This window comes from Acinetobacter sp. 809848, assembly GCF_000581275.1.
Classification (GTDB): domain Bacteria; phylum Pseudomonadota; class Gammaproteobacteria; order Pseudomonadales; family Moraxellaceae; genus Acinetobacter; species Acinetobacter pittii.
Map to the genome: position 1 here is coordinate 46,347 of NZ_JEXG01000019.1, position 26,492 is coordinate 72,838.

At 40.5% G+C, this 26,492-nt stretch carries 22 protein-coding genes; 7 read left to right on the forward strand and 15 right to left on the reverse strand.

Annotated elements, in window-relative coordinates:
• Positions 1 to 309 precede the first annotated feature (309 nt).
• On the reverse strand, positions 310 to 1,197 hold the full coding sequence (gene xerA / locus J536_RS15630; protein ID WP_080631163.1) for a site-specific tyrosine recombinase/integron integrase: 888 nt from the start codon (positions 1,195 to 1,197) through the stop codon (positions 310 to 312).
• Positions 1,198 to 1,362: 165 nt separating this feature from the next.
• Between xerA and J536_RS15635 the strand changes: the two genes are divergently transcribed.
• The gene (locus tag J536_RS15635; RefSeq protein ID WP_005067713.1) at positions 1,363 to 1,986 is read left to right on the forward strand and encodes a LysE family translocator; all 624 of its coding nucleotides are present in this window, start codon (positions 1,363 to 1,365) and stop codon (positions 1,984 to 1,986) included.
• A gap of 86 nt (positions 1,987 to 2,072) precedes the next feature.
• Here the strand turns inward: J536_RS15635 and dapF are convergent, their stop codons facing one another.
• From dapF to J536_RS15660, 5 genes are all read right to left on the reverse strand, one after another.
• Positions 2,073 to 2,918, reverse strand: a complete 846-nt coding sequence (dapF, locus tag J536_RS15640; RefSeq protein ID WP_017399221.1) for a diaminopimelate epimerase — start codon at positions 2,916 to 2,918, stop codon at positions 2,073 to 2,075.
• 5 nt (positions 2,919 to 2,923) lie between these two features.
• Positions 2,924 to 4,174, reverse strand: coding sequence for a diaminopimelate decarboxylase (gene lysA, locus J536_RS15645; protein ID WP_017480537.1), 1,251 nt, complete (start codon positions 4,172 to 4,174; stop codon positions 2,924 to 2,926).
• Between the two features lie 22 nt (positions 4,175 to 4,196).
• Positions 4,197 to 4,421: an LPS translocon maturation chaperone LptM gene (gene lptM / locus J536_RS15650; protein WP_001255198.1), complete on the reverse strand. Its 225-nt coding sequence runs from the start codon at positions 4,419 to 4,421 to the stop codon at positions 4,197 to 4,199.
• 140 nt (positions 4,422 to 4,561) lie between these two features.
• Positions 4,562 to 5,968, reverse strand: a complete 1,407-nt coding sequence (locus J536_RS15655) for an amino acid permease (protein WP_014207418.1) — start codon at positions 5,966 to 5,968, stop codon at positions 4,562 to 4,564.
• Positions 5,969 to 6,283: 315 nt separating this feature from the next.
• A complete protein-coding gene (locus J536_RS15660; RefSeq protein ID WP_032057628.1) occupies positions 6,284 to 7,777 on the reverse strand; it encodes an alanine/glycine:cation symporter family protein in 1,494 nt (497 codons plus the stop codon).
• A gap of 343 nt (positions 7,778 to 8,120) precedes the next feature.
• Between J536_RS15660 and radA the strand changes: the two genes are divergently transcribed.
• Positions 8,121 to 9,509, forward strand: coding sequence for a DNA repair protein RadA (gene radA, locus J536_RS15665; RefSeq protein ID WP_005073053.1), 1,389 nt, complete (start codon positions 8,121 to 8,123; stop codon positions 9,507 to 9,509).
• A gap of 82 nt (positions 9,510 to 9,591) precedes the next feature.
• The gene (locus tag J536_RS15670; RefSeq protein WP_032063286.1) at positions 9,592 to 10,563 is read left to right on the forward strand and encodes a Tim44 domain-containing protein; all 972 of its coding nucleotides are present in this window, start codon (positions 9,592 to 9,594) and stop codon (positions 10,561 to 10,563) included.
• 58 nt (positions 10,564 to 10,621) lie between these two features.
• On the opposite strand, the gene epmA is transcribed toward J536_RS15670, so the two are convergent.
• From epmA to J536_RS15695, 5 genes are all read right to left on the reverse strand, one after another.
• Positions 10,622 to 11,596: an EF-P lysine aminoacylase EpmA gene (gene epmA / locus J536_RS15675; protein WP_032063287.1), complete on the reverse strand. Its 975-nt coding sequence runs from the start codon at positions 11,594 to 11,596 to the stop codon at positions 10,622 to 10,624.
• On the reverse strand, positions 11,593 to 12,660 hold the full coding sequence (locus J536_RS15680) for a 4-phosphoerythronate dehydrogenase (protein ID WP_032063288.1): 1,068 nt from the start codon (positions 12,658 to 12,660) through the stop codon (positions 11,593 to 11,595). Before J536_RS15680 ends, epmA begins: the two co-directional genes overlap by 4 nt.
• 103 nt (positions 12,661 to 12,763) lie before the next feature.
• Positions 12,764 to 13,156: a YkvA family protein gene (locus J536_RS15685; RefSeq protein ID WP_032057633.1), complete on the reverse strand. Its 393-nt coding sequence runs from the start codon at positions 13,154 to 13,156 to the stop codon at positions 12,764 to 12,766.
• Between the two features lie 119 nt (positions 13,157 to 13,275).
• Positions 13,276 to 14,067 carry a formate dehydrogenase accessory sulfurtransferase FdhD gene (gene fdhD / locus J536_RS15690; protein WP_032057634.1) on the reverse strand — a complete coding sequence of 264 codons (792 nt, stop codon included), beginning with the start codon at positions 14,065 to 14,067 and terminating at the stop codon, positions 13,276 to 13,278.
• 78 nt (positions 14,068 to 14,145) lie between these two features.
• On the reverse strand, positions 14,146 to 16,554 hold the full coding sequence (locus tag J536_RS15695) for an FdhF/YdeP family oxidoreductase (protein WP_032057636.1): 2,409 nt from the start codon (positions 16,552 to 16,554) through the stop codon (positions 14,146 to 14,148).
• Positions 16,555 to 16,953: 399 nt separating this feature from the next.
• Between J536_RS15695 and J536_RS15700 the strand changes: the two genes are divergently transcribed.
• Positions 16,954 to 18,111, forward strand: a complete 1,158-nt coding sequence (locus J536_RS15700; RefSeq protein WP_032057638.1) for a glycerate kinase — start codon at positions 16,954 to 16,956, stop codon at positions 18,109 to 18,111.
• On the opposite strand, the gene J536_RS15705 is transcribed toward J536_RS15700, so the two are convergent.
• Positions 18,108 to 18,674, reverse strand: coding sequence for a TetR/AcrR family transcriptional regulator (locus tag J536_RS15705; RefSeq protein ID WP_032057639.1), 567 nt, complete (start codon positions 18,672 to 18,674; stop codon positions 18,108 to 18,110). The two genes, J536_RS15700 and J536_RS15705, sit on opposite strands and share 4 nt — an antisense overlap.
• Before the next feature lie 121 nt (positions 18,675 to 18,795).
• Between J536_RS15705 and J536_RS15710 the strand changes: the two genes are divergently transcribed.
• Complete coding sequence (locus tag J536_RS15710; protein WP_032057641.1) at positions 18,796 to 19,578, forward strand: SDR family NAD(P)-dependent oxidoreductase; 783 nt, start codon at positions 18,796 to 18,798, stop codon at positions 19,576 to 19,578.
• 37 nt (positions 19,579 to 19,615) lie between these two features.
• Positions 19,616 to 20,221, forward strand: a complete 606-nt coding sequence (locus tag J536_RS15715; protein WP_032057642.1) for a nitroreductase family protein — start codon at positions 19,616 to 19,618, stop codon at positions 20,219 to 20,221.
• A gap of 78 nt (positions 20,222 to 20,299) precedes the next feature.
• Here the strand turns inward: J536_RS15715 and adeE are convergent, their stop codons facing one another.
• Complete coding sequence (adeE, locus tag J536_RS15720) at positions 20,300 to 23,413, reverse strand: multidrug efflux RND transporter permease subunit AdeE (RefSeq protein ID WP_032063290.1); 3,114 nt, start codon at positions 23,411 to 23,413, stop codon at positions 20,300 to 20,302.
• Positions 23,414 to 23,422: 9 nt separating this feature from the next.
• Positions 23,423 to 24,547: a multidrug efflux RND transporter periplasmic adaptor subunit AdeD gene (gene adeD / locus J536_RS15725; RefSeq protein WP_032063291.1), complete on the reverse strand. Its 1,125-nt coding sequence runs from the start codon at positions 24,545 to 24,547 to the stop codon at positions 23,423 to 23,425.
• Between the two features lie 77 nt (positions 24,548 to 24,624).
• On the opposite strand from adeD, the gene J536_RS15730 reads away from it, so the two are divergent.
• Positions 24,625 to 25,242, forward strand: coding sequence for a TetR/AcrR family transcriptional regulator (locus J536_RS15730; protein WP_032063293.1), 618 nt, complete (start codon positions 24,625 to 24,627; stop codon positions 25,240 to 25,242).
• A 143-nt stretch (positions 25,243 to 25,385) separates the two neighbouring features.
• Here the strand turns inward: J536_RS15730 and J536_RS15735 are convergent, their stop codons facing one another.
• Positions 25,386 to 25,940 (reverse strand): TetR/AcrR family transcriptional regulator, encoded by a 555-nt coding sequence (locus J536_RS15735; RefSeq protein WP_032063294.1) that lies wholly within the window; start codon positions 25,938 to 25,940, stop codon positions 25,386 to 25,388.
• Between the last annotated feature and the right edge of the window lie 552 nt (positions 25,941 to 26,492).

Genomic DNA, 26,492 nt, shown 5'->3' on the forward strand with positions numbered 1-26,492 from the left:
TTCATAAAAAAATTTTAGACTGCTATGAGGGCCTATTTTATTCTTTTTAAACTCTATTTTATACATTGATTTTTAGTATCTTTTTATCTTATTTAGCATATTAGCTAGAAACATAACATTACTTTTAAACACCATAAATCCGACGTTTTTTAGACCCAGTCGTCCACAAAATACTCAAAGATCAAAATTGTCAATTGGGTAGTTTCCCTTATTTCTCTTAAACAAATTTGTAAAAAAATCCAAATGATCTCTACATTCACCTAAAACATCTCAATTTAATTATCTTTGATTGAGTCTATTTTTTAACTTTTAGCTTTTATGTGCCCTTGGATGGGCTTGATCATACACTTGAGCCAAATGATCGAAATCAATATGGGTATAAATTTGTGTTGTAGATAAATTACTATGGCCTAGCATTTCTTGTACTGAACGCAAGTCACCGCTACTCGATAGCATATGGCTAGCAAAACAATGTCTGAGTAAATGTGGATGTAAATCGACATTTACACCTGCTCTTTGTGCCTGAAGCTTCACTCGTTTTTCAATTTGCCTTGGAGTGAGCGCCCCTCCTCGTAAGGAAATAAAGACAGAATCGTTTTGATCAAAATGTCCTTTCCAAATTTTATAAACTTTCAACCAGTTCAATAGGCTTTCTTTTGCTTTTTTCCCAAATGGTACTATACGTGTTTTATTTCCTTTACCTGTAATACGAACAAGTTGGCGATTAAAATCTACATCCTTAACTGTTAAACCCTGTAATTCAGCCAAACGTAAACCACTTGAGTAAAGTAACTCAAGCATGGCTTTATCTCTTAACCACAATTGCTGATCAACCGGTTTTTCTGGCATAGGTTGATCCAAAATTTGATTAACCGTTTCTATGTCGATCATGCCGGGCAAAGGTCTAGGTTGGCGTTTTAACTTAAAATCGTCGGTAGGATTAATTTCTAGATATTTACCTTGTTCAGCCCACTTCATAAATTGACGAATTGAGGTGAGATGACGTTGCATGCTACTTGAACTTAACTGGTCCTGTTCGACACGCTGCGCTAAGTACTCTCTTAAATCTGAAGCTTCAATATTTCTCAAATCTAGTTGTTTGTGCTCGCAGAACTCAAGAAAGCTTTTAACATCCCGTTCATAAGCAGTAATCGTGTGCTCAGATTGATTCTGTATTTTTCTTTCTTTTAACCACATTGAGAGCAGTTGTAATGCAAAATCCAAATTGCTCTCCATTTATTTGCTCATTTTTTTGAGTGTATCAAAAACTATGTGATCATGAAAATTTGATACCGCACAACCTAATGCTGATCTAATTTATATATTACAATTTAAACCAAGTATTCATTGGACCTTGCTGCCATGACCACCATACTCATTCCTTATTTAATTGCGATTACCTTACTTACACTGACCCCTGGTTTAGATACGACTTTAATTATTCGTACAGCAACACTTGAAGGTAAATCGAAAGCGTTTCAAGCAGCTGTCGGCATTAGCCTTGGCTGTATTGTATGGGGAATTGTGGTTGCCTGTGGTCTAGGTGCTTTGCTCATGGCATCTGATCTCGCTTTTAATATTCTAAAATGGATGGGAGCAGCTTATCTAGCATGGTTAGGTTTAAATATGATTTTAAAACCACGTAGCCAACTTGCAGATATTCAAGAGAATAGTTCAAATACCTCTCCTTCACAAAATTGGTTTATTAAAGGCTTTTTGGGTAATTTACTTAATCCCAAAGTTGGTATTTTTTATATTTCATTTCTTCCACAGTTTATTCCACCACAAGCATCAGCAGTTACTTGGGTGATGGGACTGGTAATGATTCATGTGGTGATTGGAATGTTATGGTCAACTTTATTAATTTTGACTATGCAACCACTGTCACGTTATCTTAAGCAACCTAAATTTGTGAAATATATGGACCGAATTACTGGCAGTATTTTTGTGTTGTTTGCTTTGAAATTAGCTTTGAGTAAAAGATAATTAAATCAAATATTATTATACATATAAAAGAAAGCCTCTTTTATCACTTTAGCTGATGAAAAGAGGCTTCTATTTAGGTAATGCTATTAACCTTGGAAATAACGTAAATCCAAACGCCCATCATAAACATGAGTTGTTGGACCAGTCATCCAGACCACATCGCCTTCTTGCCATTCGATTTGTAACTTACCACCAGCAAGCTCAACTTCAACTGAGTTCGCAAGTAAGCCACGGCGCATACCACTTACAGCAGCAGCACAAGCCCCTGTACCGCATGCAAGTGTTTCACCTACGCCACGCTCAAATACACGTAAGCGAATATGTTTTTCATCAATTACTTGCATAAAGCCAGCATTAACACGTTCAGGGAAACGTTTATGTGACTCAACTTGTGGACCAATGCCAGCAACATCAGCAGTTAATACATCTGGAACAATAGTGACAGCGTGAGGATTGCCCATATTGACCACATCAATATTAATGTTCTGGTCGTTAGCTAACTCAAGTGTATATAAAGCTTCTGGTTGTTCTGCAATGAATGGAATTTCATTCGGCAAGAACTTTGGGTAGCCCATATTGACGCGAACCCAACCATTTTGTCCCAACTCAGGTTTTACAATACCTGCTTTGGTTTGGACAGTAATACTTGTTTTAGTTGTTAAATGGCGCTCATGTACAAAACGAGCAAAACAGCGTACTCCGTTACCACATTGTTCAACTTCAGAACCATCTGCATTAAAAATACGATATTTAAAATCTGCTTCCGGTAAATCTGGTGGTTCAACAATTAAAAGTTGATCAAAACCGATGCCAAAATGACGATCGGCTAAGCGTTGAATTGTTTCTGTATCCAAATAGGCACGTTGGCTGATTAGATCAACCACCATAAAGTCGTTGCCTAGGCCATGCATTTTAGTAAATTCTAACAACATTTCATTTACTCCTCAGGCAACAAGCGTTCATTTTCCCACAGGGATTCAACCGTTTCACGCTCACGAATCAAATAGGCTTTATCGCCTGACACCATCACTTCTGCGGCACGGCCACGTGTGTTGTAATTTGAACTCATTACAAAACCATAAGCACCAGCGCCAAGAACAGCCAACAAGTCATTTTCTTTTAAAGCCAATGAACGATCTTTACCAATGAAGTCACCTGTTTCACAGATTGCTCCAACAAGATCCCAAGTTTTTTCTTCAGTATCTGAACTTGTCACCACAGGTTGGATATCCATCCAAGCTTCATATAAAGCAGGGCGAATTAAATCATTCATTGCAGCATCAATAATGGCAAAGTTACGGTGGCTCGTTGGCTTGAGCAAATCAACTTTTGTTAGAAGCACACCTGCATTTGCACTAATGCTACGACCTGGTTCCATATAAACCTTGAGACCTAACTTTTCTAAAGCAGGTTTCATTGAGTTGGCATATTCTTCAACACTTGGCGGTGTTTCATCTTTATAACAAACACCTAACCCGCCACCGATATCAATGTGTTTAAGAGTAATACCAAGTTTTTTTAGTTCTTCGATCATCAACATGACACGATCTAAAGCATCAACGAATGGTTTAGTCTCGGTTAATTGCGAACCGATGTGGCAGTCAATTCCAATAATTTCAAGGTTTGGTAAAGATGCAGCATATTGATAAGTTTCATAAACGGTATCACTTGGAATACCAAATTTATTTTCTTTTAAGCCTGTTGAAATATAAGGATGAGTTTTTGCATCTACGTCTGGATTTACACGTAAAGAAATCGGCGCTTTTTTGCCTAGACGAGCTGCAACTTTTTGAAGACGGTCTAGTTCTGCATAAGACTCTACGTTAAAGCAAGCAATGCCTACATTTAACGATGTTTCGATATCGGCTTCAGTTTTACCTAAACCAGAAAAAACAACTTTAGATGCGTCTCCACCCGCTTTTAAAACGCGTGCAAGTTCACCACCTGATACGATATCAAAACCAGCACCAAGTTTTGCCAACACATTAAGAACAGCTATATTTGAGTTAGATTTCACCGCAAAACAGATTTGATGATCAATAAAATCAAAAGCACGGTCCATATCTAAGTAATGTTTTTCAAAAGCTGCTTTTGAATAAACATACAAAGGTGTGCCAAATTGCTGCGCAAGCTGCTCCATAGAACATTGCTCTGCATGCAATACTCCATTAATGCGGGTGAAACTCATGAAGATGTCCTTATTTCAAAGCTTAAGGTGATGTAGTTTGTGGTTGAGCTGCTGATGATTCGACTGACTGTTCAGCCTGTTCATCTTGTTGCACAACTTGTTTCTGTTCTTTATTACGATAGAGCAAGTATTTTGCACGTTTGTCATAATTTGGATCAGAAGGTAGCTGCAATGCTCCTGACTGACCGCAAGCGCTAAGCAAAATACTGCTGCTCAATAAACTGATGAGGCAAATGACACGACGCATCTGAGCACCTGATTTAAACAATTCGATGCAGTATACCGTGATCAGGCAAGCGGCTAAAGAGTAAACTTGAATAGAAAAACAATATGCATAAAAAACGCCAGCTTTTCAGCCAGCGTTTCATCATAACCAAATAAATTTAATTATTTTTTATGACGTGGTTTATAGAAGAAGAAATAACCAATGATCAAAATAACAAACCAAATTGGGCTGACTTTAAGCGCTTTAAAAGTGTCTGGCTCTAAAGACAATACGTAAATCATACCAATAAAGAAAATAATCGTGATCCAACATGTAAATAAGCCACCCGGCAATTTAAATGTTGATTTGGCATGCAGTTCAGGACGCGTGGTGTAATAACGGATGTAACTCCAAATAATAAGCAACCACACGCAGATGAAGAGAATCGTTGAAAGTGTTGTTGCAAGCGTAAATGCTTCAACTGTATTTGGTACAAAATACTGTAATGCTGCACCTAACAATAAACACGCAGCAGAGAAATACAGTGCATTTGCAGGTACTGCACGTCTGTTAAGCTTACCAAAAGCTTTTGGCCCCTGATCTTCACGAGATAAACCAAATAACATACGGCTTGTTGAGAAGACACCACTGTTCATTGATGACATCACTGATGACAATACCACCAAGTTCATCAGGATGGCTGCTGCTGCCACACCTGCTTGACTAAACAAGTTTACAAATGGACTGATCGCTGGATCAATTTTATTCCAAGGTGTTACAGACATCACAATCAACAATGCCAATACGTAGAAAATAATGATACGGATTGGAATTGAGTTAATTGCTTTTGGTAAGTTACGTGCTGGATCTTTCGTTTCCGCAGCCGTTGTTCCCACAAGTTCCACACCAACAAAAGCAAAGATTGCAATCTGGAAGCCTGCCAAGAAACCATGTACACCTGTTGGGAAGAAGCCACCGTTAGCCCAAAGATGAGTAAATGATGCAACTTCACCTGTACTTGAGGTAAAGCCTGTAAAGATCATCCATAGACCCACAGCGATTAAAATAATAATCGCAAGAATCTTAATGAGCGCAAACCAGAACTCTAACTCACCAAATAGACGTACGGTTAATAGGTTTAAACCCATAATAAATACAATCGCGGCAACACTGATCATCGCCCCTTCGACAGGCGAGAAAGGTAAACCATTATTGAAGAACTGTAAGTAGTAGATAATTGCAGAGAGGTCAGCGATACCAATCGTGATCCAACATAACCAGTACGTCCACCCTACAAAATAACCTGCCCATGGACCGATTAAATCTGTTGTGAAGTCAATAAATGATTTATAGGCAAGGTTTGAAAGAAGTAATTCGCCAAGCGCACGCATGACAAAAAACACCATCACACCAATAATCAAATAAATGAATAAGATCGACGGACCAGCAAGGCTAATTGTTTTGCCTGATCCCATAAATAATCCGGTCCCAATTGCACCACCAATCGCGATCAGCTGTAAATGCCGATTGGAGAGGCTTCGATGGAGCTCACCTTGTTCATGAGGCTCGCTCAGATTTTGATTCGACATTTGATAAATACACTCCAGTAATTTTTTTAGTCCGTTAGCTAAATTCAAATCAAAAAGACGATATCGCACCATTTGCAGGTATCTTTTAAATGTATATTTTTTGACAACTTTTCAGCTAACCAATTTTGTCTGTATTGCTGATGATTCCAAGCTACATACAATTAGGGCCGATAATACGCACAAGCCCACTGCAATACAACGGACTCTCAAGTCAACTTTTGTCGTACTTGCTTAACTTTCGCATATATAAAAAGGCTACCAGTGAGATAGCCTTTTCGATTAAGGATCAGGAAATAAATTTATCTTTTGAAAAATTTACTTTTGTTTATTCTTCAATCTTTCTTCCCAGAATGTCGCATTTTTAATTCCTAATTTAACAGGGTCAAATGTGTACTCTGTTACTCCAGCTTTTTGCTGCGCTTCATAATCTTTAAGAGCTTTAATTGTTGGCTTCCATACAAAATAAGTCACAATAATTCCGACAATATTAATCCATGCCATTAAACCGACACCAATATCACCAATACCCCATATATAACCGGTTGCACTTAAAACCCCATAAGATACAGAGAGAATAATAAAGCACTTAGTCACAAATAATAACGATGGAGATTTAGTAATATAGCTTAGATAAGTAATGTTAGTTTCAGCAATATAGTAATACGCAACGATTGTTGTAAAAGCGAAGAAGAACACAGCCAACGCCACGAAGATTTGGCCAAAATTACCAAACATTGTACTCACTGCCATTTGGGTAAAAGCAGGGGAACCTAGTTCCACAGTAGCGCCAACATTTTGTACAATAAAATGACCAGCTTCTAATGTACCTTGTACGTTATACATACCTGTAATTAAAATCATAAATGCTGTTGCAGAGCAGACGAATAATGTATCGACATAAATCGAGAATGCCTGTACAAAACCTTGTTGAGCTGGGTGTTGAACTTCTGCTGCAGCTGCTGCGTGTGGCCCTGTTCCTTGCCCTGCCTCATTTGAATAAACACCACGTTTTCCCCCCCAACCGATTGCAGCACCAAGACCCGCCATAGGAGAAAAAGCATCTTCAAAAATTAATTTGATTACACCAGGTAGCTCGTGAATATTCGCAATCACAATAACAACAGCCATTAGAATATAACCAGCTGCCATAAAAGGAACAACGAATTCAGCAAAACGTGCAATCCGTTTAATACCACCAAAAATAATGATAGCGAGTAAACCAACAATCACCACAAGTGCTACAATTTTAAACAGGCCAATATCACCAAAAATAATTGCCCCTTCACCTGTAATTTGTGTAAATGCCTTACCTACTGCATTTGCTTGAATTCCCGGTAAGAACAAACCACAAGAAATAATTGCTGCTATAGCAAATACGATGCCTAACCAACGCTGTCCTAGCCCTCTGTCAAAATAAAAAGCAGGACCACCACGATATTGCCCTTGATATTCGACTTTATAGATTTGACCTAAAGTTGATTCTACATATGCCGTGCTTGCTCCTAAAAATGCAACCAACCACATCCAAAAGACAGCACCGGGCCCACCAAAGCCAATTGCTGCCGCTACACCCGCAATATTACCTACACCTACTCGTCCCGATAATGAAACAGCTAAGGCTTGAAATGATGAAATCCCCTGTTCTGAAGAAGTACCTTTTATTAATAGTCTGGCCATTTCCTTCATTTGACGCACTTGAACAAATCTTGTCAAAATAGAAAAAAATAAACCCGCGCCTAAGCACAGGTAAATAAGTGCCTTACTCCAAATAATGCCATTAATCCAATCAACAATTTCTGCTGCACTCATAGATATCAACCTTTTGTATTTTTAAAATACAATACTCATATTATTTTGTTCGTTTTCACTTCAGCAATATCCATGCCATATCTATAATAAACAGCTAGATACATACTCCAGTAAAAACACCGTCCTTGGGGAATAGATTAGATTTTTTATATCCACTGAAAACAAACTTTATCTGACTTGTAAAAATCCAATATCGTGTTATTTTTGGTGTCTTTCCCTTATTAGTTCCTTAAAAGATCCCTTCAAATTTCCTCATTATCTTTTATGATAATTTCTGGAAACAAGAACGAAGAACTTCCTAAGAACTATATTTATATAATATTGAGCAAAATTTCAATTTTTTATGAGCAAAGTCAAAACTGTTTACCGTTGCGAGCAATGTGGTGCCGATCATCTTAAATGGGCTGGTCAATGCTCAGAGTGTGGTGAATGGAATTCTCTGACTGAAGTTAAACTTGAGCCAACCACTGCTCACCGTGCACGTCCTAAAATTGGGGGCTATGCTGGACAAGTTGCTAATATTACAACACTAAATAAAGTTTCCGTTTCTCATGAAACCCGCTTACCTACAGGCATTAGCGAATTTGACCGAGTGCTTGGCGGCGGTTTGGTGACAGGTTCTGTGGTGCTGATTGGTGGTGACCCCGGTATTGGTAAATCAACCATTCTTTTGCAAACCGCAACGCACATGGCAAGCGCAAAAAGCTCTGCACTTTATATTACGGGTGAGGAATCTTTATCTCAGGTGGCGCTTCGTGCGCAACGTCTTGATCTGCCAACTGACCAATTAAAAGTCATGGCTGAAACCTGTGTAGAACGCATTTGTGAGGTTTTAGAACAAGAAAAACCTGTAGTCGCTATTCTAGATTCGATTCAAACACTTTATACAGAAACTCTCCAATCTGCTCCGGGTGGTGTTTCACAAATTCGTGAATCTGCTGCTTTATTAACCCGTTATGCAAAAAATAGTGGCACAGCGCTATTCATTGTTGGCCATGTGACCAAAGAAGGTGCACTGGCAGGTCCGCGTGTTTTAGAGCATATGGTGGACTGCGTACTTTACTTTGAAGGTCAATCGGATTCTCGCTATCGCATGATTCGTGCTGTTAAAAACCGTTTTGGTGCAGTGAATGAACTTGGCGTATTTGGCATGACTGATAAAGGCTTACGTGAAGTGGCCAATCCTTCCGCTATTTTCTTAAGTCGATATGATGAAGCGATTCCCGGTTCAATTGTCATGATTAGCCGTGAAGGAACTCGCCCTCTTTTGGTCGAAGTACAAGCTTTAGTTGATGATGCTCAAGGACAACCACGACGTGTTGCACTTGGTCTTGAACAAAACCGTTTGAACATGTTGCTTGCTGTAATGCATCGTCATGGTGGGGTGCAAACCACTGGACAAGATGTATACGTCAACATTGTAGGTGGCTTAAAAATTACCGAAACAGGTTCTGATTTGGCTGTTTTACTTGCATGTGCTTCAAGTTTACGTACTAAAGCGTTGCCCCAACAGCTTGCAGTTTTTGGTGAAGTTGGTCTTTCTGGTGAAATTCGCCCTGTTCCTAACGGTCAGGAGCGCTTAAAAGAAGCAGCAAAACATGGCTTTAAATATGTCATTTTACCAAGAGGAAACGCCCCTCAAAAGGCAATTCCAGGCGTACAAGTTATTGCTGTTGCGCGCTTGCATGAAGCATTGACAGAAGCTATGCAACTCAGTGATGAATTGACATAAAAAAACATACTTTTATAGTTGAAATTTAGAGTAAAAGCCTGCATAAATACTATTACAAATTAACTTTAAACAGGAATTTCCTATGGAAGTACACCAGCGTGGCTTGATTACCGGTATTTTAATGGCTGCTTTAGCAATTTCTCCTCTTGCTGAAGCTAAACGTGCAGGTGGTGGTAAAAGCCACGGTATGGCACGTTCGACTACTTCAAGCCAGTCTTATCAACAACCTCGTCAAGTGACTCCAGTTCAACAAACCACTACAGCGCCTCAGAAATCTGGTCCAGGCGTTGGTTCAATGGTTGCAGCTGGTGTGGCTGGTGCTGCCGTAGGTGCTGTTGCAGCAAATGCTTTAGCTGATGAGAAACCGACATCAACTGAGCAGCAAGCCACTCAGGCGCAAGCTCAAGAAGAGAAAAAAGGTGGAATCCCAGGTTGGATTTGGGTATTGCTTGCCGCAGCTCTTGCTTTCTTTGTATTCCGTAAATTGGGATCAAAAAAAAAATTAGCAGGTAACAACCCTTACGCACCAAATAGTAACGGTCAAAACCCATTTGGCCGTTCTGCTGCGCCACAAGCAGCTCCACGTAATGCTGGCGATAATACAAATATCTTTGGTCAATCTGTGGGTGGCGGTGCAGCAACGCAAGCACCTTTTGGTGGTGTAACCACGAGCAATGGCAATCAACTTCCAGATGGTAGTGAACCAGCTGCGTTCTTACGTATTGCACGTCAACGTTTTAATCACATCCAATCGATGAATACTGCAAGTAACATTGAAGAAATTCGCCGTTACTTAACACCAGAACTTTATAGTTCTATGTATAACGACATCATGGAAAACCAAGATCAAGACGTTGCTGAATTTAGTAACTTGAATGCGATGGTTGTAGACAGTGCGACTGAAAATGGTCAATACGTAGTAAGTGTACGTTTCACTGGTACAGTAAGTGAAGACCTAAACAGCTTGCCACAACCGTTTACCGAAATCTGGCACTTTGTTAAGCCTGCTGGCTCTCAACAAGACTGGGTTGTTGCAGGTATTCAACAAGCTTAAGCTGAATAAACCCTAAATAAAAAAGCCACAATATTGTGGCTTTTTTATTTGTCAGCTTTTAAGCAATTTCTGCAGGAAAGGTCACTACTTTTTCAATTTTGACCTGATCTGTTGCAACCATGAGTAAACGGTCTATACCTAAAGCGATACCTGAACATTCCGGCATATGAGGCAATGCTGCTAACAGATGCTCATCTAAAGGCATAACATGAAGCCCTTGCTTAGCCCGCTCTGCATTATCTGCTTCAAAGCGTGAACGTAACACGTCTGCATCAAGCAATTCATCGTAGGCATTGGCTAGCTCTAAGCCTTCAATATAAACCTCGAAACGCGCCGCGACCTCTTCCCCATCTTCATCGACTTTCACTTTTGCCAAAGAGGCCATTTCTGGTGGAAAGTCAGTTAAAAAAACTGGAGCATCAAAACCTAAACTTGGTTCAACAAAATGAGAAAATAACAAATCCATATAAGCTAGGCGATCATCGCCCAAGTCGAGATTTAACCCCACACGATTTGCCGTATCTTTGAGTTGTTTCAAAGTTGCCTGCAAAGGGTTGATATCAAGACGATCTTGAAAGGCATGCTTATAACTTAAAATAAATGGACGAACTTCACCAAAACGATGCTGCAAACAGGTTTGCAATAAATCGGCTGTTTCATGCATTAACGCTTTTAAGTCTAGACCGGGGCGATACCATTCAAGCATAGTAAATTCACTGTTGTGTTTACGCCCGTGTTCATCATCTCGAAAAACCTTACAAATCTGGTAAATCGGTCCACTACCGCTCGCCAATAAACGCTTCATGGCAAACTCTGGTGAAGTCTGTAAATATTGAGTTTGCAATTTGCCATTAATATGACGCAAAGCCTGAACTGAAGCTAAATGCACATCGGTGACACCTGCCTGTGAAACGATCGGTGTTTCGACTTCCATGACACCACGTTCAGCAAAAAACTGACGAATTTGGGTATAGAGCTTCGCACGAGCTTTTAAGGCATCAATTGAACAAGTAGGTTGATAGCTTAAACTCATGCCTGTGGTCCCCCATGTGCTGCCCATTCACGGCGCAGCGGATAATTCTTACGTAATAAATCAAATGCTTTTTGCTCTACTTTGCCCTCTTTAATGCAGGCACGAATGTTGGCATCATCTTGAGCAATATCATAAATTTGAGATAGTTTTTGCTTTAACACTGCTTTTAAATCATGTCCTGAAAAATAGTCTTCGCATGCAGGTAGCTGAGTTTCAAAACGCTTATTAATGTCGTATCCAAATTTTTGGCAAAACGTTTCATAAATCATTTGTGTACCGCGGGCTTTTCCTTCAAGGCTATAACCAGCAATATGCGGTGTTGCTAAAGCCAACATGTCTATAAGTTCTTCTGATATGACTGGTTCATGCTCAAATACATCAAGCACCACTTTACGCTGGGTACGCTGAATATCTTCCATTAAAGCGGCTTCTTTCACGACTGGACCACGTGCACTATTAATTAAAATCGTGTCAGGTTGAAGCGCTGCAAAAGCTTTTTCATCAAACAAATGATATGTCGGATGTTCACCGTTTTTTGTAAGCGGCACATGAATTGAAATGGCATTGGCTTGTTGCAACAGAGTTTCTAAGCTTACATTTTCAATTGTGTCTAGTTTCACATATGGGTCAAAGCCAATTACGTTCCAGCCCAACAACTGGGCCATATAAGCCAAGCGCTTACCGACGTTGCCAAGACCGACAATGCCTAGGGTAAATTTTTCTTGTTGTTCTAAAAGGTTGGCATCTAAATGAAGTAAAGCAGTAATGACATATTCAGCAACCGCTTGGGCATTACAACCAGCCGCATTGGCCCACGTAATTCCTTGTTTTTCTAACGCTGCAATATCTAAATGATCGGTCCCGATTGTGGCACTGCCCACATATTTTAATGCTGTATTTTCAATTAAACCTGCGTTAACCGCAGTAACCGAACGGACTAACAAAGCTTCAGCATCTTTTACATCTGCATGGGTTAAAGTACGCCCTGCTTTGTGTTGAATATCGCCAAACTCAGAAAAAAAGTAATCGGTAAACGCCAAATTTTCATCTGCGACGATTTTCATTGTCTGCAACCCATAGCTTATAAAAACGTTATTATCCTTTGAGTTGTAGCAAAGCACAATGTTAAGGGTATAAATTAGTATAGGGTCTCAAGACTCAGTTTAGTTACAACCCACCACCAAAATAAAAGTAAGCCATGACCGCGAGTGTGAGCCAAATTAAAATAATGAGTACGGCAACCAAATAGTTTTTTGGTCGTTTTTCATGTTCATCCAACCATTCTTCAGATTGTTGTTCTGCATCGAAAATGACTTGTTGAGGCGTAAAATGGACTGCTAACCAAATCAGCGTTGGTAAAATGATGGCATCATCAATAAAGCCCAAAATAGGAATAAAATCGGGGATTAAGTCGATGGGGCTAAAAGCATACGCCACAGCCACCACAGCAATAATTTTGGGTAACCACGGCATTTGAGGATGCCTTGAGGCAAACCAAAGCATAATAATTTGTTTCTTTAGACGTTTTGCCCATTCTTTTATTGATTGTAACCAAGACATTTGGACAGACTCTGAACCTTTAGAGTTTTATAATAATCCATAAAACCTATCCTTAGCTTAAAAGCCAAAGAAATGTCAAATGAGCTTTATTTTAGGCACATCATCTTGAACAATATATTTTAAATTTCTGTATATAAAACAAATCTGTCTCCCCTACAAAAACTTGCCAAAGTCAGGCCAGATTGTTTGGCTAATTGAATAGCCATGCTGGTAGGCGCTGAAATTGATGCCAATAGGCTGATGTTTAGCTGAGCACATTTTCGTATCAGTTCATAACTTGCCCGACTGGTCATCACCACAAAACCTAAACTGGTGTCGTAGTTTTGTTGCGCTAAATAACCGAGTAATTTGTCTAGGGCATTATGTCGCCCTACATCTTCAAATAAAGCCACGATTTGACCGTCAACCACCCATGCTGCGGCATGTGCCCCACCCGTTAAAGCGGTAATTTCTTGCTGGGCTTTTAAATGAGAAATGGCACTCGGAATTTGCTCAAGCCAAATTTTTGATGCATGTGTTGTAATTTTGGGAGCATCTAACTGAAACTGTTCTAAACTCTCAATTCCACACAAACCACATCCTGTACGCCCTACCATCATGCGGCGGTGTTCTTTTAAGGCAGCAAATGCTCTCGATGAAATGGTCATTTCCACCGTAATGCCCAACTCATTTTGATGTAGATCAAGCGCATATAGCTCTTTTAAGCTAGTTAAAATTCCTTCCGAGAGACTAAAACCTTTGGCAAATAATTCGACATCTGTTGGTGTCGCCATCATCACCGCATGCGAAATTCCGTTATACACCAAGGCGATTGGGTACTCTTGCACAATATGATCTAAAACATTTTCAGAGTCGGTTTTGTTAAACCGCTGTACTGGTAATGTTTCAACCCCATAAGAATGTGGTGTCAAAATTATTTCCTTTATTTCAAAATGGCGCTTGTTTAGAGCGCCATTTGTTTGGATGACATTTTTTAATATTGCCTTTGATTAAAGGTTACTTACTTTCTTATCAGCGTCTTCAGGCGCAACTGCCGTTGCCAAGTTAAAATGCTCAGGTGCATTTCCGGGATGCAAAATCACAGGAACACTTTTTGAAGCAGGAATCTTGGCATATTTATCGTGACTGCTTAATGCCACCAAAGGATTGGTTTCCGGATAGTAAGCCGCCAAGCTGCCGCGCGGAATGTTGTACGGCACAATACGGAAACTATGCACGATCCGCTTCACACCATCCGAGAAAACACTTTCAATATCAACCCATTGGTTTGCTTCAAAACCAGCTTCATCAATATCAGCTTGGTTCATAAATAACACACGGCGTTGCCCAAAGACCCCACGATAGCGGTCATCTAGACCATATAGAGTGGTGTTGTATTGATCATGAGAACGCGTGGTCATTAAGGTATAAACCTTACTGTCGGTATATGCGGCAGCGTACTGATTTTCTTTATCGGCATAGACCTCACTCAGCGGTGTAATCATAAACTGCGCTTTACCACTTTTTGTATTCCAGATGTGCTGATTGGCCGGATGTTCGAGGTGGAATCCACCTGGTTTATAGACACGTAAATTAAAGTCATGGAACTCATCAAACACATCGGCAATAGAGTCACGGATACGGTCATAACTTTCGATATACCACTTCCACTTAATTTGGCTGTCTGGAAGCACTGCTTCGGCCATTCGGGCGACAATATCTGGTTCAGACAAAATATTTTCAGAAATTGGAGCGTTACGCCCTGCTGACAAATGAATATTACTCATTGAATCTTCGACTGAAATTGCCTGTGGGCCATGAAGCTGCTCATCAATTTCGGTACGCCCTAAACATGGCAAAATAAGTGCATCTTTACCACACACCAAATGGCTACGGTTTAACTTGGTTGCGACATGAACGGTTAAATTACACTTTCTAAGTGCTTCTTGGGTATATGGTGTATCAGGCGTTGCAACTGCAAAGTTCCCACCCAAACCAATAAAGACTTTGACCTCACCTTCTGCCATGGCTTTAATAGTTTCAACGACACCATGCCCATTTTTTCTCGGTGATTTAATTCCAAATACGCGGTCAATGTTGTCGAGTAGTTTAGGGCTAGGCAGTTCATTAATGCCCATGGTGCGGTCGCCTTGCACGTTACTGTGCCCACGAACCGGACAAAGCCCTGCACCCGGTCTGCCAATTTGTCCACGCGCCAACAATAAATTTGCCAGCATATGTACGTTAGCTGTGCCGTGGCGGTGTTGCGTGATACCCATTCCCCAACAGAAAATTGAACGCTCTGATTCTAAAAAGAGTTTGGCGAGTTTTTCTAAATGTTCAGGCGATAACCCTGAGTGTTTATAAATATCTGCCCATTCAGTTCTTTCAATCTCAGCAATCATTTCATCGAAACCAACGGTATTCACCGCAATAAAGTTTCGGTCAAAAACGCTTGGTTTACCTGAGGCAAGTGCTTTTTTATCCCACTCATTTAAGTGCTTTAACATCCCTAACATGAGTGCATAGTCGCCCCCAATTTTAGGTTGGAAATAATAACGACTAATTGGGGTACTACCATTGGTCATCATTTCAAGAGGTGCTTGCGGGTCTTGGAAACGCTCAAGACCTCGCTCTTTAATTGGGTTAATCGCAATAATGTTGCCGCCACGTTTAGATACTTCACGCAAAGTACCTAACATACGTGGATGGTTGGTTCCGGGGTTATGACCAAAACTAAAAATAGCATCGGCTACGTCAAAGTCTTCTAGGGTAACTGTGCCTTTTCCTAAACCAATCGAGTCAAGTAAGCCAACACTTGTGGTTTCATGACACATGTTCGAGCAGTCTGGAAAGTTATTTGTACCAAAGCTTCGCACAAATAATTGATATAAAAATGCTGCTTCGTTACTGGCACGGCCCGAAGTATAAAATGCCGCTTGGTCTGGGTTGTCTAGTGTATGTAAATGTTGAGCAATGAGCTTAAATGCATCGTCCCATGAAATAGGCACATATTTATCGGTTGCAGCATCATAGCGAACTGGGTCTGTTAAGCGGCCCAAGTCTTCTAGAAAAAAGTCACTTTGCTCTGACAGCCAACTGACGGTATGACCTGCGAAATATTCAGGAGTCACTGTTTTACTGGTTGCTTCAAAGGCAACTGCTTTTGCACCATTTTCACAGAAGTTAAAGGCATGAGCATCTTTCTTTTCTGGCCATGCACAGCCGGGACAGTCAAAACCTGTAGGCTGGTTAATGTTGAGTAAGGTAATTGAACCTTTACCTAAAATATCTTGTCGCTTTAAGTTTCGAGCAACACTTAGCAGTGCGCCCCACCCGCCAGCAGGATGAGTATATGGCTCAATTCGCGCAAAACCGTTATTTTCCTGTATGTGCTTTTGTTCTTCTGAATTATCCACTTTGTCATCCTCTTAATTCTTCTTAGGCATTCAACAGATCTAATAGAACCACAATTTAATTATGCTTATATCAAGAATCGCTGCTGTCTAGCTTGGGGGTAGAGTCCGCTTGGTATGTTATTCACCATATTTTAAAAAGCTGGCTCAACTGTTCTTATAATATGTGCCATATTTTTTACAATTACAATCATTCAAGCCAACCACGCTATTTATAGAAAAATATATAAAACAATGAGTTAAAAAGATAGAAACTCCGCCTTTTACAGATCAAAACATTATTAGTTTTCATTCTTAACAGAAGAGAAACTCTTTAAAATTGATGCTTACATGTCTTTATGTATGGTTTTTTGGGACTAAGCAGTATAAAACAATTAAAAATCTATCCACATTAGAGCACTTATGAAGGTTGTGATCGCCCCTGATTCATTTAAAGACAGCTTATCTGCTTTAAACGTAGCTCAGGCCATTGCCAAAGGATGGCAAGAAGTTTTTCCTCATGCAGAAACGATTTTATGCCCTATGGCAGATGGCGGTGAAGGAACCATTGAAGCTGTTTTAGAAGTCTGCGATGGTCAATGGCGTGAAAAAACTGTGGTTGGGCCATTAGGTCAGCCTGTTCAAGCCAAATGGGGATGGTTAGAAAAACAAAAAATCGCCATCATTGAAATGGCTCAAGCCAGCGGCATACAGTTAGTTCCACTGGCTGAGCGTGATGCTTGCCACAGCACAACGTTTGGAACAGGCCAGCTCATTCTGGATGCTTTAGACGCAGGTGCAAAAGACATTATTTTAACTGTGGGCGGTAGTGCGACCAACGATGGCGGCACAGGATTACTGAGTGCTTTAGGTGCTGTTTTGCTCGATGCCAACCAAAAGGTTTTACCCACAGGTGGTCTCGCTCTAAGTAACCTATCAAAAATTGATTTAACACATTTCGACTCACGTATTCAGCACACGCGGTTTTTACTGGCTGCCGATGTGACCAATCCACTTTGCGGTCCAAACGGCGCATCACATATTTTTGGTCCACAAAAAGGGGCTTCTCCTGCTCAAGTACAAATGCTTGATGCAGCGCTTGCTCATTTTGCCGATGTCTCTGCGCAACTTTTAGGTTTCGACAAACGAGAGGAAGCAGGTTCTGGTGCTGCTGGTGGTTTGGGCTTTGCGGCCAAAAGTTATTTAAATGCCGACTTTAAAGCTGGAGTTAAAGTCGTGGCTGAACTGAATCAGCTTGAGCATAAAATTTCTAACGCAGATTGGGTGATTACCGGTGAAGGTAAATTTGACCAGCAAACCTTAAGCGGCAAAACAGTTTTTGGGGTAAGCCAAATTGCTAAAGCACATGACGTTCCGGCCATTGTGATTGCAGGAACTTTAGGCCAAGGCTATCAAGCACTTTATGAGCATGGCGTTACGGCTGCTTTTTCGCTAACTAATGGTCCCATCACATTAGAACAAGCCTGTGAACATGCAGCCAAACTTATTTATGAAAGAACAGTCGATATTGCGAGGTTAATTCAGCTTAGCCAAACCAGTTTGAGAGATAAAAAAGTTTAACCGCCTAACTTTAAAAGACTCTCTTTACAGCTTTCCAATATTTCATCGCTAAGCACAGATTGGTCTGGGCATGCGCGAGACAAGGCAATTGCCCCCACAGATTGAGCAAGAATATTGATGGCTTGCTTTCTCAACTCTTCTGTTTCTAAAGAAACTTGTTTTGCTCGTTCATTCATAATGAACTGAATAAGTTGCTCAATGCCCTCTTCAAATTCGACTTTTACTTCGTCTGGCTGTCTTGCGGCATCACAAGATAGCGCTGTTAAGGTGCAGCCCAAATCTCGGTTGTCTCGATGAGTACGAGACACATAAAGCTGAATAAATTGAGTTAAGTTTAAACCTTCTATTCTTTTTAAAACCTGCTCAAGTCCATGTTTAACGGTAATTGAGACAAGGTCTGTTTTAGAGCTGAAATGTTTATAAAAGCCGCCATGAGTAAAGCCTGCGCTAGACATTAATTCAGCAATGCCGACGCCGTCGTAGCCTTTGCTACGAAACAGTTGAGTCGCCTTATCGACAATTTTTTCTCGGTTTTCTTTTACCTGAGTTTTACTGACTTTCATGTTGGCCTACCCACTTTTATTCACCTATTCGTCACAATTATACATTGATTATGATTGACATCAAAACTTGTATGTTTTAGATTATGAACATCATCTAAAAATCAAAGCGTGGAGACATCACATGTCAGCTCAATCAAAAGTACTTATTACAGGAGCTTCGTCAGGAATTGGTTCTGTCTATGCAGACCGATTTGCTCAACGTGGCCATAACTTAATCTTGGTTGCACGAGACACAAACCGCCTAGATAAAATCTCAAAAGATCTTCAAGAAAAATACGGCGTACAAGTCGAGTTCATTCAAGCCGATCTATCAAACGATCAAGACATTAGTAAAATTGAAGATGTACTCAAAAACGATGCTGATATTGAAATTTTGGTAAATAACGCAGGCATTGCACTAAACGGAACCTTTTTAACTCAAAATATTAAAGATATTGAAAAACTCATTACTTTAAATATGACTGCGGTTGTTCGTTTGTCTCATGCAATTTCGCAATCACTTAGACATAAAGGTCAAGGTGCCATTATTAATTTAGGTTCTGTGCTTGGATTAGCCCCTGAATTAGGTTCTACCATTTATGGCGCAAGTAAATCTTTCATCCAATTTTTTAGCCAAGGCTTATATTTAGAATTAAAAGATCATGGCGTGCATGTTCAAGCCGTATTGCCTTCTGCTACTAAAACCGAAATTTGGGAACGTTCTGGCATCGACTTAAGCCAAGTTCCACCATTAATGGATGTCAATGATTTGGTCGATGCAGCCCTGATTGGCTTTGACCGTAAAGAAACAATCACAATTCCTGTGCTGAAAGACGAAAATCAATGGAATAATTTTGAAAAATCACGTATCACATTACTACCAAACTTTTCTTCGGCTGATGTAGCCCAACGTTATAAAAACTAACGAGTACCGCTACCCAACTCTTAAGTAGGAAAATCTTATGAATGTTATTGATGCCATCCGTAACCGCCGCGCAGTTAAACGCTTCGACCCTGCTTTTCAACTTTCTGACGATAACAAAAAGCAGTTATTACAAGAAGTTTTAGCAAATGCGCCAAGCGCTTTTAACTTACAACATTGGCGTCCAGTCATCATTGAAGATACTGAGTTAAGACAAAAAATTCGCACCATTGCCTGGGATCAACCACAAGTTACAGAATCATCATTACTAATTGTGTTGTGTGCAAAAGTAAATACATGGGAAGTTGATGCTAAGCGTGTGTGGGATGGCGCGACTCCAGAAGTACAAAATATTATGGCGGGCGCAATTGACCAATATTACCGTGACCGTCCACAAACCCAACGTGACGAAGTTATGCGTAGTGCAGGTATTTTTGCTCAAACCTTGATGCTTCTTGCTCAAGAGCATGGTTTAGACAGTTGCCCAATGGATGGTTTTGACTTTGACGCGATGGCGAAGCTCATTAACTTACCTGAAGACCATGTGGTGTGTTTAATGATTGCTGTTGGTAAGTCGGCTTCCGAGCCTTACCCACGCGTGGGCAAACTTCCTTACGACGATGTCATTATTCAAAATACATTCTAAGTTTTTAGTCAGATTTTAGGCCCTCATGCTATTTATAGCATGAGGGCCTAATTGTTAATGACATTCTGTTTTGTAAAATCATTTTGCCTTTTTGGTGTTTAACTTATTGGTTAAACGACGAACTAAAAGAAAAAATAAAGGCACAAAGAAAATAGAAAGTAGAGTTCCCGAAATCATCCCACCAGTTACGGCGATACCAATTTCTTTTCGGCTAACAGCCCCTGCTCCTGTAGATACAGCCAATGGAAGAACACCTGCAACAAAAGCCAGAGATGTCATAATAATTGGCCGTAATCGCTGACCAGCACCTTCAATAATAGCGTCCATTAATGCCTGACCAGCCTCTAACTTGGCTGCCGCAAATTCAACAATCAAAATGGCATTTTTGGCAGAAAGCCCAATGGTGGTAAGCATAGCGACCTGAAAGTAAATATCGTTAACAAAACCTGCCAGACTTGCAGCCACTACAGCCCCAATAAGACCTAAAGGAATCACTAGCATGACAGAGACAGGAATAGACCAACTTTCATAAAGTGCTGCCAAACATAAAAAGATAAAGATGATTGAGGCTAAATATAACCAGATCGTTTGGCCACCCGCTAGTTTCTCTTGATAAGACAACCCACTCCACTGAAGATTAAAACCTTGTTGCTGGTCAACTAACTGCTGCATCTTATCCATAGCCCCACCAGAACTCTCACCTGCTGCCGCAGAGCCTTGTATTTGAACGGCTGAAAGACCGTTAAAGCGTTGCAGCATTTGAGGGCCCATCTGCCATTTCACAGAAGAGAAGCTAGAAAATGGCGTCATCTCACCAGTAGCACCGCGAACATACCATTGCCCCATATCTTGGGGTAAGGAACGATAGATTGCCTCTCCTTGTAAATAAACTCGCTTAACACGTCCCTGATCTATGAAATCGTTAATATAAGATCCGCCCCACGCCGATGACAGCGTATTACTAATATCTGCTTGGGCTAATCCAAGAGCACTGGCTTTTCTTTGATCGATATCGACTTGTAACTGGGCTTTGTCTTCTAAGCTATTCAAACGTACTGCAGCTAGGCCAGAATCAGCATTTGCTGCTTTTAACACATTATTTTGTGCTGCGAGTAAAGCATCTCGTCCTTTATTTTCAGCATTTTGCAACCAAAATTCAAAGCCACTAGATTGCCCAAGGCCTCTTACAGCAGCGGGTGAAAGTACCTGAACACGTGCGTTACGCAGTGACTTAAAATGTGCATTTGCACGAGCAATCACAGCTTCGGCTGTATTTTCACTACCTTCTCGGTCATCCCAATGTTTGAGTCCGGCAAATGCCATTCCCACATTTTGCCCACTGCCTGCGTTATTTCTACCCATCACCATGAAAATCACATTGAGATTATCCTTTTCTTTCGTCAAGAAATAATCTGCGATCTGATTACCAACCCTTTCTGTTTCAGCTAGTGTCGTGCCTACAGGCGTACTAAATTGAACCATAACCGAGCCTTGGTCTTCTTGGGGTAAAAACCCCGTATTCATACGCGTATATTGCCAACCTAACAAAGCTGTAATACCCACGAATATGATCATAAATATTTTGGGCTTGCCTAAAACAGCAACTAGCTTTGTACGGTAGCCTGATTGACCTTGCTCTACTTTACGGTTGAACCAAGTAAAAAATTTTCTCTGTTTATGCTTTTCATTTGCAGGTTTGAGTAAGGTTGCACATAGCGCAGGTGAAAGTGTTAAAGCAACAATTGCAGAAAGTACCATAGCCGATACGAGCGTTACCGAGAACTGTCGATAAATAATCCCGACTGAGCCACCAAAAAATGCCATAGGTAAAAATACCGCTGCGAGTACCATGGCAATACCCACGAGCGCACCCGATATCTCCTGCATTGAAATTAGGGTGGCTTGCCGAGCATCAACATTTTGCTCATGCATAACCCGCTCAACATTTTCTACAACGACAATCGCGTCATCTACCAGTAAACCAATTGCAAGTACCATCGCAAACAAAGTCAGTGTATTAATGCTATAGCCAAGTACGCTCAACACACCAAATGTACCTAACAATACAACTGGGACTGCAATTGCCGGAATTAAAGTCGCACGCCAGCTCTGCAAAAATAAGAACATGACAATAATGACGAGAACAATCGCTTCAGCTAAAGTTTTAATCACCCCATTTACCGAAGCTTCCACAAATGGCGTACTGTCGCGTGGGTATGCAACTTTTAAACCCGCTGGCATAGAGGCAGTTAACCGTGTGACTTCAGCTTTAACTCGTTCAGCCGTTTCTAATGCATTGGCACCAGATGCAAGCTGAATAGACATACCCGAAGCTGGCTTTCCATTCAAACGTGTAGAAGTCTGATAACTCTCTGCACCACGCTCGACTCGAGCAACATCTTTAAGTAATACAACCGCACCATTGGTTTGTGTGCGCAAAATAATATTTTCAAATTGGCTCACGGTTTGTAACCGAGATAATGCTGTTACTGTTGCATTTAAAGCCTGCCCATCACGCGTGGGTAATGCGCCCAATTCTCCTGCTGTAATTTGAGTGTTTTGTGCTTCAATTGCAGTTCTAACGTCTGATGGCATTAATCCATAACTGTTCAATTTATGAGGATCAAGCCAGATGCGCATTGCATATTGAGCACCAAATACGGTGATTTCACCCACTCCATCGACCCGACTTAATGGGTCTTGCAGTGTACTCACCATATAGTCAGATATGTCGACAGAAGATCTAGTCCCACTTTCATCGTAAAGCGCAAAGACCAGTAAACTATCGCCTTGTGACTTTGTCACAGTGATCCCTTGCTGCTGAACCTCTTGCGGCAATCGACTCAGCGCCTGATTCACAGCATTTTGCACCTGCACCTGCGCAGTGTCAGGATTGGTATTCTGATCAAAACTAAGACTTATTCGTGCTTGCCCCGCCGAACTACTACTCGATGAAAAATAAAGTAGACCATCAATCCCTTTAATTTGTTGCTCCAAAATCTGGGTAACACTGTCTTCAACAGTTTTGGCAGATGCTCCCGGATAGTTTGCAGTAACATTTACACCCGGTGGTGCAATGTCAGGATATTGTTCAATGGGTAACGTTAAAATCGAAATCGTCCCCAACGCCATAATACAAATAGAGAGGACCCAAGCAAAAATAGGTCGTGCAATAAAAAAACTCGACAACATACGCAATCCTCAACTCATTGGGGTAGGTTCAATCGTCATGCCGGCACTTAAGCCTTGCAGACCCTCAACAATGACTTGATCTCCTGCTTTCAAGCCAGAGGTCACTAACCAACGATTATCAATTGCATCGCCTAGAGTAATTTTTCGTTGCTCGGCTTTATTCTCTTTTCCAACAATCCAAACAAGTGGATTTCCTTCTGCGTCTCGGAACAGCGCACCTTGAGGAATTAAGACGCTGTTAGGACGTGTTCCCGTTCCAAGTTCTGCCCGCACATACAGGCCGGGCAATAACGCATTATTGGGGTTGGGAAATGCTGCACGTAAGGTGACACTTCCTGTCGCCTCATCTACAGCAACATCACTAAACTTAAAAGTCCCCTGTACTGCATAGGCAGTGCCATTCTCAAGCTTCAAACGTACTGAAAGTTCAGTCGGTTTTATTCCATTTTCAGTAAGCTGTTTACGCAGTGCCATGTATTCATCACTCGACTGAGTCAAATCGACATACATGGGGTCCAGTTTTTGAATCGTTGCTAAAGGATCTGTTTGAGCAGAGGTGACTAAAGCCCCACGTGTAATGGATGAACGCCCTATTCGTCCTGAAATTGGCGCACTAACTTGTGTGTAACGTAAATTGGTTCGTGCTGTTTTCAGTACAGCTTCATTTACGGCAACAGTCGCTTTCGCTTGCTCATATGCACTTTGAGCATTATCAAGCTCCTGTTGACTCACCCCATTTACTTTAATTAATTCTTTATAACGCTCGGCTTGAAGGCGAGTCGAATTTACAGTGGCTTTTGCTAATGCAAGATTACCAGCGGCTTCATCCACACTATCCCGATAGAGTGATGAATCAATTTTATAAAGTGGCTGCCCTTTGCTTACTAGCGTGCCTTCCTTAAATAATTGCTCTATTACTACTCCATTGACTTGTGGACGGACCTGAGAAATTTCAGAGGCCACCGTTCTTCCAGCCAATTGATAGGTAGATTCAATCGTCTCTGGTTTTATAGTGATCGTACCCACCTGCTGAATATTTTTAGGGGCAGGCTGATCAGAATCACAGCCATTTAAAAAAACAAATAAAGGCAATAAATATATAAACTTACGGTAATTAAAACTTAGATCAAGCATATCTGGGACCCCAGACTTATAGACAATTTATTTACTTTACTGTAAAGTAAATAAATAAGATGTGCAAGAAAACCGATATGTTAAAAAAATCTCCAGGTCGTCCCTCTCGAATTCGCCCTACTATCATTGCTGCAGCACGCGAACTATTTCTTGAGCATGGATTAGAAGTCCGCCTAGAGACTGTTGCTGCAAAAGCCGGTACAAATCGACAAACTTTATATAACCACTTCCCGACCAAGACAGCGTTACTCATTGAAGTCTTTGATCATTTAAAAGCAGAAATGGAAGCACCTTTCATTGAGCAGCATGAATTGAAAAATAAGCGTCTAGATCAATTATTGTTAGAAATTGGACAGTCTGTACAAAATCATTTTTATCATATTGACGTCATTCGCCTGCAAAGATTGCTGATTATTGCCTTAGTTGAAATGAAAGAAATTCTTCCTAAAATTCAGCAACGTACTCAAGGGAATATTAAAAGATCTTTAACCGATATTCTTGCAACTGCACACAATGCTGGTATTGTTAAAATTGATCAGCCAGAGGAAGCAACAAAGGCTTTCCTCGGTGCGATAATGGGCTATACCTATCCCGCTACGTTGATTAGTGGAAACATTCCAACTCCCCAAGAACTACAACAGTTAAATGAAGAAGTGTGTCGTACCTTTTTAAAAGCATGGCAATATAAAGAATAGCCCCACAACAAAAGCCCTTATGACAAAAAGGGCTTTTTTAAATTAGACATTTAAACGTCGTATCAATTATTAATGGCTTGAAGAAACATCCAGCAAACTCATTTAAGCAGATTTAGCATGGATATTTTCATGCTTCATTCATCCTATTTAAACTGCTTCAAAAAACATTCTAATATCATCTCTCTATCCCCTACTTGACTCGAGCTTAAAAGCTGAATAATGGTTCCCTCAATCATATATAAAAATAATTTGGCATCCTGAAAGGAAAGATCTTTTTTTAGTTTTATTAACTGACTATAGATTTCATTAAGCAACCATGTTCTATATCTCATTGCGGTTATATAAGCTTTTGGATAGGTCAGTTTGGTTTCAAAAATTGCTTTAAATAATAGATAGTAAAGCCCCTCCAAATCGGTGTGTAAGACATAAAGTTTCTTAAGTTTATCCATCACACTTGTTTGACTGGTGTACTCAACCATTGAAACTACTTTTTCTTTTAAACGTTCTTTTTGCACGATCATGCAGATTTCAATAAATCGCTCTTTAGAGTGAAAATAATGATAAAAAGTCGCTTTTGGAATTTGAGACTCTTTCACAATTCTGTCAATTCCAACGATATGAAATCCGTGATGGTGAAACAGATCAATTGATTTATTTACGACTTGTATGGCACGTGGGGAGATCACTAAATGTGGCATAGTTTTACCGTTATAAAAATTCTTGTTGTATGTAAACGAGATACTTTTTTGGGAGAAAAAAAGGCATAGCAAAGCCGTTAAGACTGTGTTTTGCACATCTCAAGTTTTATTGTTGATTAAGTTTTTGGTCGCGACGAATTAAAGCCTAAAAGCGCTAATCGCTATCAAGCTGCTTATAGATTTATGTGGTGTCGATATAGACTTTGGCAAAGGCTGCCAAGAAATAGTGGATGTACAAAGCCAACTCCTTTTTATTGGGAGTTCCGCCAGACATTTATAGAATTATGGTGGCAGAACGAGAAAGGGTTCGCAGACTAGTAATAACTCAAACTAGCACACCCGAAGGTGTCCCTCTCCCGTCCTACCGCTACGGGAGGGAACGAGGAGATGCTCACACAAGACTATTCCTCAGAAGAAATAATCCTGATGTGGTCGAAAAAAGCGGTCCGCGACGACCGACTGGCAATGTGGCCAGCAGGCGAAGAATAATATTCAGTCCTCTTTCAGTCAAGCACACAAAATGACATTTGTTTTAAAATAGATCATTAAAAA

Bases quoted from the DNA above. Each gene is read 5' to 3' on its own strand.
- dapF (WP_017399221.1), bottom strand. From the start codon at position 2,918: ATGTTGTTAGAATTTACTAAAATGCATGGCCTAGGCAACGACTTTATG.
- adeD (WP_032063291.1), bottom strand. From the start codon at position 24,547: ATGCTTGATCTAAGTTTTAATTACCGTAAGTTTATATATTTATTGCCT.
- J536_RS15710 (WP_032057641.1), top strand. From the start codon at position 18,796: ATGTCAGCTCAATCAAAAGTACTTATTACAGGAGCTTCGTCAGGAATT.
- J536_RS15715 (WP_032057642.1), top strand. From the start codon at position 19,616: ATGAATGTTATTGATGCCATCCGTAACCGCCGCGCAGTTAAACGCTTC.
- J536_RS15655 (WP_014207418.1), bottom strand. From the start codon at position 5,968: ATGTCGAATCAAAATCTGAGCGAGCCTCATGAACAAGGTGAGCTCCAT.
- J536_RS15680 (WP_032063288.1), bottom strand. From the start codon at position 12,660: ATGAAAATCGTCGCAGATGAAAATTTGGCGTTTACCGATTACTTTTTT.
- adeE (WP_032063290.1), bottom strand. From the start codon at position 23,413: ATGTTGTCGAGTTTTTTTATTGCACGACCTATTTTTGCTTGGGTCCTC.
- J536_RS15705 (WP_032057639.1), bottom strand. From the start codon at position 18,674: ATGAAAGTCAGTAAAACTCAGGTAAAAGAAAACCGAGAAAAAATTGTC.
- lysA (WP_017480537.1), bottom strand. From the start codon at position 4,174: ATGAGTTTCACCCGCATTAATGGAGTATTGCATGCAGAGCAATGTTCT.
- xerA (WP_080631163.1), bottom strand. From the start codon at position 1,197: ATGTGGTTAAAAGAAAGAAAAATACAGAATCAATCTGAGCACACGATT.
- J536_RS15685 (WP_032057633.1), bottom strand. From the start codon at position 13,156: ATGTCTTGGTTACAATCAATAAAAGAATGGGCAAAACGTCTAAAGAAA.
- lptM (WP_001255198.1), bottom strand. From the start codon at position 4,421: ATGCGTCGTGTCATTTGCCTCATCAGTTTATTGAGCAGCAGTATTTTG.
- J536_RS15670 (WP_032063286.1), top strand. From the start codon at position 9,592: ATGGAAGTACACCAGCGTGGCTTGATTACCGGTATTTTAATGGCTGCT.
- J536_RS15735 (WP_032063294.1), bottom strand. From the start codon at position 25,940: ATGCCACATTTAGTGATCTCCCCACGTGCCATACAAGTCGTAAATAAA.
- J536_RS15635 (WP_005067713.1), top strand. From the start codon at position 1,363: ATGACCACCATACTCATTCCTTATTTAATTGCGATTACCTTACTTACA.
- J536_RS15660 (WP_032057628.1), bottom strand. From the start codon at position 7,777: ATGAGTGCAGCAGAAATTGTTGATTGGATTAATGGCATTATTTGGAGT.
- epmA (WP_032063287.1), bottom strand. From the start codon at position 11,596: ATGAGTTTAAGCTATCAACCTACTTGTTCAATTGATGCCTTAAAAGCT.
- radA (WP_005073053.1), top strand. From the start codon at position 8,121: ATGAGCAAAGTCAAAACTGTTTACCGTTGCGAGCAATGTGGTGCCGAT.
- J536_RS15700 (WP_032057638.1), top strand. From the start codon at position 16,954: ATGAAGGTTGTGATCGCCCCTGATTCATTTAAAGACAGCTTATCTGCT.
- J536_RS15730 (WP_032063293.1), top strand. From the start codon at position 24,625: ATGTTAAAAAAATCTCCAGGTCGTCCCTCTCGAATTCGCCCTACTATC.